General features: G+C 74.5%; 8 protein-coding genes. 6 read left to right on the top strand and 2 right to left on the bottom strand.

What is annotated here, in order from left to right; translation table 11 throughout:
- Positions 1–188 precede the first annotated feature (188 nt).
- Complete coding sequence (locus tag ACFCZF_RS00285; RefSeq protein ID WP_375907231.1) at positions 189–605, top strand: cobalamin B12-binding domain-containing protein; 417 nt, start codon at positions 189–191, stop codon at positions 603–605.
- Between the two features lie 557 nt (positions 606–1,162).
- On the opposite strand, the gene ACFCZF_RS00280 is transcribed toward ACFCZF_RS00285, so the two are convergent.
- On the bottom strand, positions 1,163–2,785 hold the full coding sequence (locus ACFCZF_RS00280; protein ID WP_376669754.1) for a DUF5691 domain-containing protein: 1,623 nt from the start codon (positions 2,783–2,785) through the stop codon (positions 1,163–1,165).
- 45 nt (positions 2,786–2,830) lie between these two features.
- A complete protein-coding gene (locus ACFCZF_RS00275) occupies positions 2,831–4,210 on the bottom strand; it encodes an SWIM zinc finger family protein (protein ID WP_376669753.1) in 1,380 nt (459 codons plus the stop codon).
- 131 nt (positions 4,211–4,341) lie between these two features.
- On the opposite strand from ACFCZF_RS00275, the gene ACFCZF_RS00270 reads away from it, so the two are divergent.
- The 5 genes from ACFCZF_RS00270 to ACFCZF_RS00250 all read left to right on the top strand — a co-directional run bounded on the left by ACFCZF_RS00270 (position 4,342) and on the right by ACFCZF_RS00250 (position 12,096).
- The gene (locus tag ACFCZF_RS00270) at positions 4,342–5,541 is read left to right on the top strand and encodes an AAA family ATPase (RefSeq protein ID WP_376669752.1); all 1,200 of its coding nucleotides are present in this window, start codon (positions 4,342–4,344) and stop codon (positions 5,539–5,541) included.
- Between the two features lie 102 nt (positions 5,542–5,643).
- On the top strand, positions 5,644–8,541 hold the full coding sequence (locus ACFCZF_RS00265; RefSeq protein ID WP_376669751.1) for a DUF5682 family protein: 2,898 nt from the start codon (positions 5,644–5,646) through the stop codon (positions 8,539–8,541).
- Positions 8,538–9,707, top strand: a complete 1,170-nt coding sequence (locus ACFCZF_RS00260; RefSeq protein WP_376669750.1) for a VWA domain-containing protein — start codon at positions 8,538–8,540, stop codon at positions 9,705–9,707. The genes ACFCZF_RS00265 and ACFCZF_RS00260 overlap by 4 nt, the downstream gene beginning before the upstream one ends.
- Before the next feature lie 170 nt (positions 9,708–9,877).
- Positions 9,878–10,903, top strand: a complete 1,026-nt coding sequence (locus ACFCZF_RS00255; RefSeq protein ID WP_376669749.1) for a hypothetical protein — start codon at positions 9,878–9,880, stop codon at positions 10,901–10,903.
- A 161-nt stretch (positions 10,904–11,064) separates the two neighbouring features.
- Positions 11,065–12,096, top strand: coding sequence for a hypothetical protein (locus ACFCZF_RS00250; RefSeq protein ID WP_376669748.1), 1,032 nt, complete (start codon positions 11,065–11,067; stop codon positions 12,094–12,096).
- Positions 12,097–12,438: the final 342 nt, after the last annotated feature.

The following is a 12,438-nucleotide window of genomic DNA, read 5'->3' as shown; positions in this document are numbered from 1 at the left end:
CCACCGTGTGATTTCCCCCTCTGTATCCACCGTGAAACTGCCGGTTGCGGGATGCTGGCGATAACGTTCGTTCACTTCCCCGGACGATGTGGTGCGGGGCGTCTGTGCCCGTGCTGCTGTGTACGGCGTCGGCGAAGTGTGCGGTACTTGTCGGTACGGATGGATGTAGTCGCTTCATGGAGGCAGTGATGGGTGTGGCAGCCGGTCCGATCCGCGTGGTGGTGGCCAAGCCGGGGCTCGACGGCCACGATCGCGGGGCCAAGGTGATCGCGCGGGCGCTGCGCGACGCCGGTATGGAGGTCATCTACACCGGGCTCCACCAGACACCCGAGCAGGTCGTGGACACCGCGATCCAGGAGGACGCCGACGCGATCGGGCTGTCCATCCTCTCCGGTGCGCACAACACGCTCTTCGCCGCCGTGATCGACCTGCTCAGGGAGCGGGACGCGGCGGATATCCTGGTCTTCGGCGGCGGGATCATCCCCGAGGCGGACATCGCCCCGCTGAAGGAGAAGGGCGTCGCGGAGATCTTCACGCCCGGCGCGACGACGGCGTCGATCGTGGACTGGGTACGGGCGAACGTGCGGGAGCCCGCGGAGGCGTAGCCACCGGGCCTCCGTCGGCGCGGCTCAGTCACCCGGTCTCCGTCGGCGCGGCTCAGCCACCCGGTCTCAGTCGGTGCGGATCGCGCACGACGGCCGGTGCGGACCATCGACAGCCCTCGGGCGGTGTCGGCAGTCCTCGGGCGGTGCCGAGAGCCCACGGCTGGCGCCGGCAGCGCACGGGCGGGGCCCGACGGTCCACGGGCGGTGCGCATAGGCCTCGGGCGGTTACGACAGTGCACAGGCGGCGGCGACAGTCCTCCGGCGCCGTCGACAGCCCACGGCTGGCGTCGGCAGCGCACGGGCGGTGCCCGACGGTCCAGGGGCGGGGCCCGACGGTCCACGGGCGGTGCGCATAGGCCTCGGGCGGTTACGACAGTGCACAGGCGGCGGCGACAGTCACCGGTGCCCATGGGCCTCGGGTGATGCTGGGCAGCGCACGGTCGGTGCCGATGTCCAAGGCGCTGCCGACAGCCCACGGGCCTGCTGGTCAGAGTGTGGCACCCCTGGGCGCCGGACGGCGGAGGCGGTCCGTCCTCGGCCCCAACGCCGCGCACCTCCTAACCCGGCCCCATTTCCTCCGCCATCGCGGCACGCAACCGCAACGTGGTCACGAGCCGTTGGAACGCCTCCGCCCAATACCCCCCGGCCCCCGGCGACGCGTCCTCCGGTTCGTCCGGTATCGCCAGCAGACCGTCGAGGCGGCCCGCCTCCGAGGGGTCGAGGCAGCGCTCGGCCAGCCCCATGACTCCGCTGAAACTCCACGGGTAGCTTCCGGCGTCACGGGCGATGTTGAGTGCGTCGACCACCGCCCGCCCGAGCGGCGGGGCCCACGGCACCCCGCACATCCCGAGCAACTGGAACGCTTCGGACAGACCGTGCGTCGCTATGAACCCGGCGACCCACTCGGCCCGTTCTCCGGCGTCGAGGGTGCCGAGCAGTTTGGCTCGCTCGGCCAGGGACACCGCGCCCGGGCCCCCTGCCTCGGGTGCCGTGGGCGCTCCCAGCAGCGCCCTCGCCCACGCGCCGTTCCGCTGCCGTACCGCGGCTCGGCACCACGCGGCGTGCAGGTCGCTCCGCCAGTCGTCCGACACCGGCAGGGCGGCGATCTCCTCGGGGGTACGTCCACCCAGCCGGGCCGACCAGGTCCCGAGCGGGGCCGCCTCCACCAACTGGCCGAACCACCAGGACCGCTCCCCCCGCCCCGCGGGCGGCTTGGCCACGACGCCGTCCCGCTCCATGCCCGCGTCGCACTCGTGGGGTGCTTCGACGGCGATCGCCGGTGGGTACAGCGCGCGGTCGAGGGACACGCACGTCACGGCCCGCGCCGCCATCCGCGCGGCGAGCGCCGAATCCGGCAGCGCCGACAGCAACTCCGCGGCCGTCGCCCGTACGTTGCGGCTGCGGTCGGCCAGGGCCTGCTCCAGGAACGGCTCGTCCGCCGGTTCCAGCCCCGTCCGCAGCGAGTCGAGGAACATCAGCCGGTCCTCGGCCCGCTCGGTGGCCCAGGTCGAGGCCAGCAGCTCGCGCGCCGCGGCGGGATCGCGGGCGCGCAGGGACGCCAGCAGGGCGACCCGCTCGGCGAACAGGCCCTCCTCCCAGAGCCCACGCACCCGCTCCGTGGCCTCGGGGCCGGGCAGCGCGGTGCCTCCGCCCGGCGTCGCGCGCAGGGCGAACCGCCAGTCCGGATTCAGCCGGGCCAGCCACAGGGCGCGGGGCCCCGCGAACGTCAGCGCCGCCGGACGCAGGTCCGTACGCCCCCGTGCCGCGTCCAGCAGGGCCGGGACCGCCTGGGGCGGTGCCGCGTAACCGCGGGCGTTCGCCGTCGCCAGCCACTGGGGCAGCAGTTCCATCAGGTCGGGCGCGGTGCCTCTCCGGCCGCCGCCCGCCGTCCCGGGGCGATCGGTGAGCAGCATCGTGAGTCGGCGAGCGGCCGCGGCCGGCAACCGTGGGCGGGGATCCTCGGGAGCCGGTTCCGGGCGCCGGGCCGCGCGGGCCGGGCACAGTCCGGCGCGTCGGCGAACGGTCTCCGCCGCCGCCGCGTCCAGCAGCGCCGCCGGTGCGCGCGGGCCGGGCTCGCAGCCCGGGGGAGTGCGCCGGTCCGTGCCGAGCAGCGCCGAGGTGACGAGTTCCTCCCAGACGCCCGGCACGGGCGCGTCCGCGGGAGCGGGCGTCGTGGTCATGCGGTTCCCTTCCGCTCGCATTCCGTTTCCTTTACATGGGACGGGTCAGCACAGCGGCACCGCCGGGCCCGGTCCGGCCGGCCATGCCGTCAGCGGAGTGAAGCCCCGGTGGCCGCACTCGCCGAAGACCTTGACGGGCGCGCCGCCCGACAGGGCGACCAGGCGCCACAGGCCCGGACGGTTTCCGGCCGCCGGGGCGAGCGGCAGCGCCGTGTCCGCGTCGGCGTCCGCCAGTTGCCAGTGGCCGCCGTCCGGTACCGGGACGACCTGATCCAGAGTCACCGGCGCCGACTCCAGCCACGGGTCGTCGCGGAGAGCCTCGCCGTAACGGACGGCCGCCTGGGACGTCGTCAGCCCTTTCGGGCGTAGCTCCGTGGGGATGGGCGGCGCGAACTGTTCGCCCAGGGCGGCCCGCTGCTGCCCGGCGCCCGGATACGCCGACACCTCCGCGTCGAGGGCCAGTCCCACCGGCAGCGCCGGTTCCGGGGCCCGGCCCGCGGCGCCGTAGGAGAGGAGCAGCACGATGCGGTCCGTCTCCGCGCCGTACAACCAGATGCGACGGGTCGTCAGCCGGGTGTCCGCGGTGTCGTACTGGGAGAGGACCAGCCAGCGGTCCCGGACCGCGGGGCCGTCCGCGGACGCCGACAGGCCGACGCGTGCACGGACCGTCGCCGCCAGGCCGTCCGGCAACTGCTCACGGCGCAGCCAGCCCTGGTCGAGCAGATGGAGGAGAGCGCACTCCTCCAGCAGCCGGACCGGCCATCCGGAGCCGGACGACGGTATGGCGCCCAGCTCCCGCACCCGCGAGGCCAGCCCCGATGCCTGGGCGTCGACCATGCGGGCCGCCGTCTCCTCCCACAGCTCATAGCCCGTCTCCTCCCACAGCTCATAGCCCGTCTGCTCCGCGCCGGCCAGACCGCCGCGCAGCAGGTCCGTCAGCCGCTGCTCCAGCTCCGTCGCGCCCGCGGTGATCCGCCCGGCCCGCTGCTCCGCCCGGCGCCGCGCCGCCGCCGGATCGGCGGTCCCGGCGGCGGAGCCGGACGAGTCCGCCGTCCTCTTCTCCTCCGCGCGCTCGCGCCGTCCGGCGATCCACCGCTCCGCCCAGTCCGGCGCCTTCGCCCCCGGCATCACACCGTCGCCGCCCGCCCAGAGCAGCAGCAGCCCGAGCGCGTGCTTGCACGGGAACTTGAGGCTCGGGCAACCGCACTTGTACGCGGGCCCGGACATGTCCGCGATGTCGACGACCGTTTGATACGGCTCGCTGCCGCTGCCCTTGCACAGCCCCCACACCGTCCCCTCGTCGGAACTCCCCACCTCGGACCACGGCCCTGCCGCGCCGAGTTTGCCGCCCGCTCTGCGTGACGCGGCGTCAGGCGCCAGTGCCAGCACCTGGTCCACGGTCCAGCGCACCCCCTGCTGAGTCATGCCATCGAAGGTAGGTCCCACCACTGACAATCGACCGATCGAGAGCGTTTCTGCAGGTCAGAGCGATTGTCAGTGGCGTGGTGCACCGTGGATGACAGATCGAACCGGCCGAGCTGGAGGGGGAATCAGCCATGCCTGTGTCCGTAGAACCGACGCCCGTGGGACCGAGGCCCGTGGAACCGCCGTCCGTGGCACCGACGTCCGTCGACCCGACGTCCGTCGATCCGGGCCGGAGTGGGGCAGCGTCCGAGGCGGAAGCGTTGCGGCCGCACGCCGAGCACGCCTTCGCGGCCGAACTCACCGCGCTGGCCGCGCAGGACGACCGCCCGCGTCCGGCCCGCTGGAGGCTGTCGCCGTGGGCCGTCGCCACCTACCTGCTCGGCGGCACCCTGCCCGACGGCACGGTGATCACCCCGAAATACGTGGGCCCGCGCCGCATCGTCGAGGTCGCCGTCACCACGCTCGCCACCGACCGCGCCCTGCTCCTGCTCGGCGTGCCCGGCACGGCGAAGACCTGGGTGTCGGAACACCTCGCGGCGGCCGTCAGCGGCGACTCGACCCTGCTGGTGCAGGGCACGGCCGGCACACCCGAGGAGGCGATCCGCTACGGCTGGAACTACGCGCAGCTCCTCGCCCACGGCCCCAGCCGCGCCGCGCTCGTGCCCAGCCCGGTCATGCGGGCCATGGCGGACGGCATGACCGCCCGGGTGGAGGAACTGACCCGTATCCCGGCCGACGTGCAGGACACGCTCATCACGATCCTGTCGGAGAAGACCCTGCCGATACCGGAGCTGGGCCAGGAGGTGCAGGCAGTCCGCGGATTCAACCTGATCGCCACCGCCAACGACCGCGACCGCGGGATCAACGAGCTGTCCAGTGCCCTGCGCCGCCGCTTCAACACCGTGGTGCTGCCGCTGCCGGAGACCGCCGAGGCCGAGGTCGAGATCGTCTCCCGCCGCGTCGACGAGATCGGCCGTTCCCTCGACCTGCCGTCGGCGCCCGACGGCATCGACGAGATCCGCCGTGTCGTCACCGTCTTCCGCGAGCTGCGCGACGGACTGACGAGCGACGGGCGTACGAAGGTGAAGTCGCCCAGCGGCACGCTGTCGACGGCCGAAGCCATCTCCGTGGTCACCGGCGGCCTCGCGCTGGCCGCCCACTTCGGCGACGGGGTGCTGCGGTCCGGCGACGTCGCCGCGGGCATCCTCGGCGCCGTCGTCCGCGACCCGGCCGCCGACCGCGTCATCTGGCAGGAGTACCTGGAGACGGTCGTCCGCGAGCGCGACGGCTGGAAGGACTTCTACCGGGCGTGCCGGGAGGTGAGCCTGTGAACGCTATGCGGATGCGGACGCCGCTGCGGACGGGTGCCCCCATGGCCGGCGCGACGGGGGACGACGATGACTCGACCTGGACCCGTAGGCGAGGGGGACGGTGTGACGGGCACTGACAGGGCCGGGAGCGGAGGGTCCGGCACGCCGGGCGGGGCCGGGGGTTCCGGTGGTGGACCACTGCTGCTGGGCGTACGCCACCACGGTCCGGGGTCGGCACGGGCGGTCCGCGCCGCGCTGGAGGCGGCCCGGCCGGGGGTCGTGCTGATCGAGGGGCCGCCGGAGGCCGACGCCCTGATCCCGCTGGCCGCCGACGAGGACATGCGGCCGCCGGTCGCGCTCCTCGCCCACGCCGTGGACGAGCCCGGCTGCTCGGCCTTCTGGCCGCTGGCCGAGTTCTCCCCGGAGTGGGTGGTCCTCCGCTGGGCCCTGGAACACGACGTCCCGGCCCGCTTCATCGACCTCCCGGCCACGCACACGCTTGCGTGGCAGGTGGCGGAGCGTGCCGGGGACGAGGGGAAAGAGGGAAAGGAGGGGGAGGAGCCGGAGCCGGGGAAGCCAGGCTCCGAGGAGGGGGACGAGCCCAGTACCGACGTCCCCGGCGTCCGGGCGGATCCGCTGGCCGCCCTCGCCGAGGCCGCCGGTCACGACGATCCCGAACGCTGGTGGGAGGACGTCGTCGAGCACCGGGGCACGGGCGACGGGGACGCGCTCGCCCCGTTCACGGCGCTGGAGGAGGCCATGGGGGCGCTGCGGGAGACGGAGGAGGGCGGCGGGCGCGACCGGGACCTCGTGCGGGAGGCGTACATGCGCCTCCAGATACGGGCGGCGCGGCGCGAGTTCGCCCAGGGCGTCGCCGTGGTCTGCGGGGCCTGGCACGTGCCCGCGCTCCGCCGCAAGGTCACCGTCGCCGCCGACCGGGCGCTGCTGAAGGGGCTGCCCAGGACCAAGGTGGACATGACCTGGGTGCCCTGGACGCACCGCCGGCTGTCCCGGGCCAGTGGGTACGGGGCGGGCATCGAGTCGCCGGGCTGGTACGGGCATCTGTTCGGCGCGGCGGACCGGCCCGTCGAGCGGTGGCTGACCAAGGTGGCCGGGCTGCTGCGGGAGGAGGACCGGATGGTCTCCTCGGCGCACGTCATCGAGGCAGTGCGGCTGGCCGAGACCCTCGCGGTGATGCGCGGCCGTCCGCTGCCCGGACTGAGCGAGACGACGGACGCCGTGCGCGCGGTGATGTGCGAGGGCTCGGACGTGCCGCTGGCGCTGGTGCACGACCGGCTGGTCGTGGGCGACGTGCTGGGGGAGGTGCCCGCCGGAGCGCCGGCGGTGCCGTTGCAGCGGGACCTCGCCCGGACCCAGCGGCGGCTGCGGCTCAAACCGGAGGCGCCGGCGCGGGAGCTGGAGCTGGACCTGCGCAAGGAGACCGACGCGGGCCGCAGCAGACTGCTGCACCGGCTGCGGCTGCTCGGCGTCGGGTGGGGTGAGCCGGTCGCCTCGCGGGGCAGCACGGGTACGTTCCGGGAGACGTGGCGGCTGCGGTGGGAGCCGGAGCTGTCGGTGCGGGTCGCCGAGGCCGGGGTGTGGGGCACGACCGTGCTCGCCGCCGCGACCGCCAGAGCCGAGACGGACGCCGTCACCGCGCGGGGTCTCGCCGAGGTCACCGCGCTCGCCGAACGCTGCCTGCTCGCCGAACTGCCGGACGCGCTCCCCCCGGTGATGCGGATACTCGCCGACCGCGCGGCGCTCGACACGGACGTCGGCCATCTCGCCCAGGCCCTGCCGGCCCTGGTCCGTTCCCTGCGCTACGGCGATGTGCGCGGCACCGACACCGGCGCACTGGCCGAGGTCGCCGCGGGCCTCGCCGAGCGGGTCTTCGTCGGCCTGCCCCCGGCCTGTGCCGCGCTGGATGCCGACGCGGCCGAGGAGATGCGCCGGCACGTGGACGCCGTGCACGGTGCGGTGGGCCTTCTCGGCGACGACCCCGCGCCGGGCCACGGCGATCTCCGGTCCCGTTGGCAGGCCGTGCTGCGCACGCTCTCCGCGCGGGACACCGTGCCCGGCATCGTCCGGGGGCGCTCCGTACGGCTCCTGCTGGACGACGGCGAGCTGGCGCCGGACGAGGCGGCGCGGCTCATGGGCCTGGTGCTTTCTCCGGGGACGCCACCGGCGGACGCGGCGGCCTGGATCGAGGGTTTCGTGGGAGGCGGCTCGGGCGGCGGCATGCTGCTCCTCCACGACGAGCGACTGCTGGCACTGGTCGACGCCTGGCTGACCGGCGTACCGGCGGAGGCGTTCACGGACGTGCTGCCGCTGCTACGGCGCACCTTCTCGGCCTACGAGCCGGGAGTGCGCCGCAGCCTCGGCGAGCTGGTCCGGCGTGGACCGGAGTGGCGGGGGAGTGTGACGACGGCCGGTTCCGGCATACCCGGCTTCGCGGCCGGACTGGACACCGGACGCGCCGACGCCGTACTGCCGGTGGTCCGGCTGCTGCTGGGCCTGGACGCGGTGGGCGCGGCTAGCGCGGTGGGTGCGGCGGGCACGGGAGGCGGGGCGGGTGCGGTGGGCACGGCGGGTGCGGCAGGAGCGGCAGGTGGGGCGAGCGCAGTGGGCGCGGCGGGTGCGGCAGGCGGGGCGGGCGCAGTGGGCGCGGCGGTTGCGGTGGGCACGGCGAGCGCAGTGGGCGCGGTGGGCACGGCGAGCGCAGTGGGCACGGTAGGAACGGCGGGCGCGGTGGACGCGGCAGGCACGGCGAGTGTGGTGGGCACGGCAGGCGTGGCGAGCGTGGCGGGCACGGCAGGCGCGGCGAGCGTGGCGGGCGATGCGGGCGCGGGCGATGGCACTGCCCGCGCGGGAGGCGCGGCGGGCACGGCGAGTGTGGTGGGCACGGCAGGCGCGGCGAGCGTGGCGGGCGATGCGGGCGCGGGTAATCGCACTGTCGGGCCCGGCACCGGTGGCCGGCGGTCGGGGGCCGACGACAACGACCTTGTGGGGGTGGACGTATGACGACCGAGCCGGTGGACACCGACACGGCACAGGAACGGCTGCGGCGGTGGCGGCTCGTGCTCGGCGGTGACCCGGCCGACGGCACCGGCCACACGCTCTCCGGACAGGACGCCGCGATGGACGGGGCGCTCACCGCGCTCTACGGAAAGGGGGACAAGCCACGGGCGGGACGGGACCGTTCGGCGGGGCTCGGGACCTCCGCGCCGGCCGTGGCGCGCTGGCTGGGGGACATCCGGACCTACTTCCCCTCCTCCGTCGTGCAGGTCATGCAGCGGGACGCGATCGACCGGCTCGGTCTCGCCGCGCTCCTGCTGGAGCCGGAGATGCTCGAGGCCGTGGAGGCCGATGTGCACCTCGTGGGCACCCTCCTGTCCCTCAACAAGGCGATGCCGGAGACGACGAGGGAAACGGCGCGGGCGGTCGTGCGCAAGGTCGTCGAGGACCTGGAGAAGCGGCTCGCCACCCGCACCCGAGCCACCCTCACCGGCGCCCTCGACCGCAGCGCCCGCATCAGCCGGCCGCGCCACCACGACATCGACTGGAACCGCACGATCGCGGCCAACCTCAAGCACTACCTGCCCGAGTACCGGACGATCGTCCCGGAGCGGCTCATCGGTTACGGGCGGGCGTCCCGGTCCGTGAAGAAGGAGGTCGTCCTCTGCGTCGACCAGTCGGGGTCGATGGCGGCGTCCGTCGTGTACGCGTCCGTGTTCGGCGCGGTGCTGGCGTCCATGCGGGCGATCGACACCCGGCTCGTCGTCTTCGACACGGCGGTCGTCGACCTCACCGACCAGCTCGACGACCCGGTCGACGTGCTCTTCGGCACGCAACTCGGCGGCGGTACGGACATCAACCGTGCGCTGGCGTACTGCCAGTCGCAGATCACCCGGCCCACGGAGACGGTGGTCGTGCTGATCAGCGACCTGTACGAGGGAGGCATACGGGACGAGATGCTCAAGCGGGTCGCGGCGATGAAGGCGGCGGGGGTGCAGTTCGTGACGTTGCTGGCGCTGTCCGACGAGGGGGCGCCCGCGTACGACCGGGAGCACGCGGCGGCGCTCGCCGCACTGGACGCGCCGGCCTTCGCCTGCACGCCCGATCTCTTCCCGGAGGTGATGGCGGCGGCGATCGAGAAGCGTCCCCTGCCGATACCGGATGCCGGGTGACGATTTGTCGATCCGAGGTGGCCCGATTCCTGCCGGTAAAACGGACATGACTGCCCATCGGTAAGAGCGGGCTTGCGCAACCTCCGGACCTCCGTGCGAGGATCGCGCGTCGTGTCGATGCGATGTTCGACGCGCGATCCGTTCCGCCGCACGGGAGGAATCTCCCCCTCTTGATCTGGTCAGCAGTCCTGCCCGGTGCCGCTCTGCGCATGCTGCGCACGGTGGCCGGGCGGCGTGCGCTGCACGTGGCGCTGCTGGTGGGCGGGTTGTTCGTGCTCGGGATCCTCTGCGGAGAGCGGGCACAGGCGGCCGAGGGGGTGCCGTCCGTGCGGGACGCGATCGGACAGGTCGTCGATGTGCCCGCCGACGTGCCCACGGAGCGCCCGCGGGAAGGACGGGAACCAACCGTCCCGCAGGACTCTCGGACCGGCCAGACCGGCCAGGAGTCCGGGGCTGCCGCCCAGGACTCCAGGGCCGCCCAGCGCTCCGGCGCCGTGCTTTCGGAGCTTCGTCCGGTTGCCGAGGATGTCGTCCGGTCCGTGGAGGCCCGGGTCGTGCGGCCGGTCGGTGACGCGGTGGAGACGGTGGCCGACGGGCTCGGGGCGGTCGCGCAGACGGAGGTGCCGCCGTTGGAGGCGTTGCCGCCGCTTCCTTCCCCGCCCTCGCTGAACACGCCTTCGCTGACCTCGCCTACGCGGCCTTCGCTGCCGTCGTCGCCTTCGCTGCCGTTCCTGCCGGACCCGGCCGGCATGGCCGACGTTCCCGGTCGGCTGATGCCGGTCGGCACGGACCCGCGGCCGGGGCCCTCGACCACGGTGCCGGACACGTCCGACGCCGCCGACACGTCCGTCGCCTTCGACGCCCGGCCCTCCGACGGCGCCGGAGTCGCGGCACACGTCGCGTACGGCCCGGAGACCGTCGGCGGCGGGTCGCCCGCCGCGGCGCACGTCGACACCCACCGCGCCGTTCCCGCGCCCACCGAGCACGCCCCCGCCCACCGGGCACCCACCGGCGACCCCGACGGCACGCTGGGCACCGGAGCCGGTGCCGATCACGGCACGCCGCGCCACGGTGACGCACACGCGGTCACCCCGCATCACCGGATCCCGTTCCGACTCGTGCCCGGCGCCTTCGCGCATGCCGACGCCGCCGAGACCCGGGACCGGTACCGGGACATTCCCGTCTCTCCCGCCTAGAGCAGGGCCTTCCCCCGCCGCAGACCCGCCGCGCGGGGGCGGAGAGGTCTGCCCACCGTCCGGACGCTTCTCACTCTTCCGGGCGGGTGCCGTCGGCGCCGCATCATCCGGCACGGCATTCGGAAATGTCCCCAAGCTCTTCGAAGGACCCTGACGTACCCATGAACAAGAACATCCGCCGTTCCATAGTCATCGCCGCCGGCGTGACCGGTGCCTGGGCACTGGGCTCCTCCGTGGCGAGTGCCGACGAGCTGCCGGCCGCCTCCGTGTCCGTCCCGGACGCCGTGACGGACACGGTTGCCAAGGCCGACGCCACCACTGCCGCCACCCGCACCACCACCGCCGCCACCACCACCGCCGACTCCACTTCCGATGCCACCTCCGGCATCACCTCCGGCATCACGTCCGACGTCACCCCCGACCGCGACCGCCTCACCCCCACCGACGACGTCGACTACCTCTTCGGCCCCCTCTCCGCCTTCGCGCCGGAGCTGGACCAGGCCCAGAACGAGGCCCAGGCCCAGACCCGGCACCAGGCCCAGACCGCCGCACGCGAGACCGTCGACGCCGTCGCCCCGCCGGTCGCCGACCGGGCCGTCACCGGCGCCGTGCCGGTCGTCGAGGGCGTCGTCGCGGACGTGCGGCCGTACGCCACCGGGCTGGTCGGCCAGGCCACCGGCGACACCAGGGACGCCGTACTCCCGCCGGTCGCGAACACCGTCGTGGACGGAGCGGTGCCCGTCGCCGGGCAGGCCGTCCGGGACGCGGGCGGACTGGCGACCGGCGTCGCGGGCGACGTGCGGCCCTTCGCGGGCGGCGTCGTCGGGACCGTACCGCCGCTGGCGCAGGGCGTGACCGGGCAGGTGGGACCGTTCGCCGAGGGCGTCACCGGTGCCGTGCGGCCGGTCGTCGACGCCGTGGCCGAGACGGTCCAGCCGGTCGTCGAGGGCGTCGGCGGCAGCGCCACGTCGCTGGCGTACGGCGTCACCGGCGAGGTGGCGCCCTTCGCGCACGGCGTCGCCGGACAGGCCGAGCCCTTCGCGCAGGACGTGACCGGAACCGTTCAGCAGACCCCGCTGGCCGGCAACGCCGTCACCGGTGTGGGGGACGTCACCCGGTCGGTGACCCCCGGCTACGTACAGGACGTCCGGGACAGCGCCTACGGCGCACTCGGCAACCCGTACGGCGTCTGACATCCGTCCACCTGGACATCAGGTGAACCACGGGCTTCGCGGAGCGCACGGCCCCGGACGGTTCGGCCGAAAGCCGTCGGCCTCCGTCCGGCCGTAGCCCCGCGGATCGGGTCGGCCGGTCCCCATTGGGGTGGGGATCAGCCGCCCCGCACCCCCGGAGTCCGCACTGCCGCGGGCCCCGGGGCGTTCCACGGGCCTCACCGGGTCGACCCCAACCCGGTGAGGCCCCTCAGCCGGTTCGCGGAGCCCTCCGCCCCGAGCCCCCGCGAGCCCTCACTCCCGGCACCCCGTGCCAGTGAGCGCGGCATCATGTGACAGGCATCACCGCTCAGGTGTGACCCA

The sequence above is a fragment of the Streptomyces sp. NPDC056296 genome, from assembly GCF_042268605.1.
Taxonomy (GTDB): domain Bacteria; phylum Actinomycetota; class Actinomycetes; order Streptomycetales; family Streptomycetaceae; genus Streptomyces.
The sequence above is the reverse complement of the archived record's forward strand: the minus strand, read 5'-3'. Positions and strand labels throughout refer to the sequence as shown.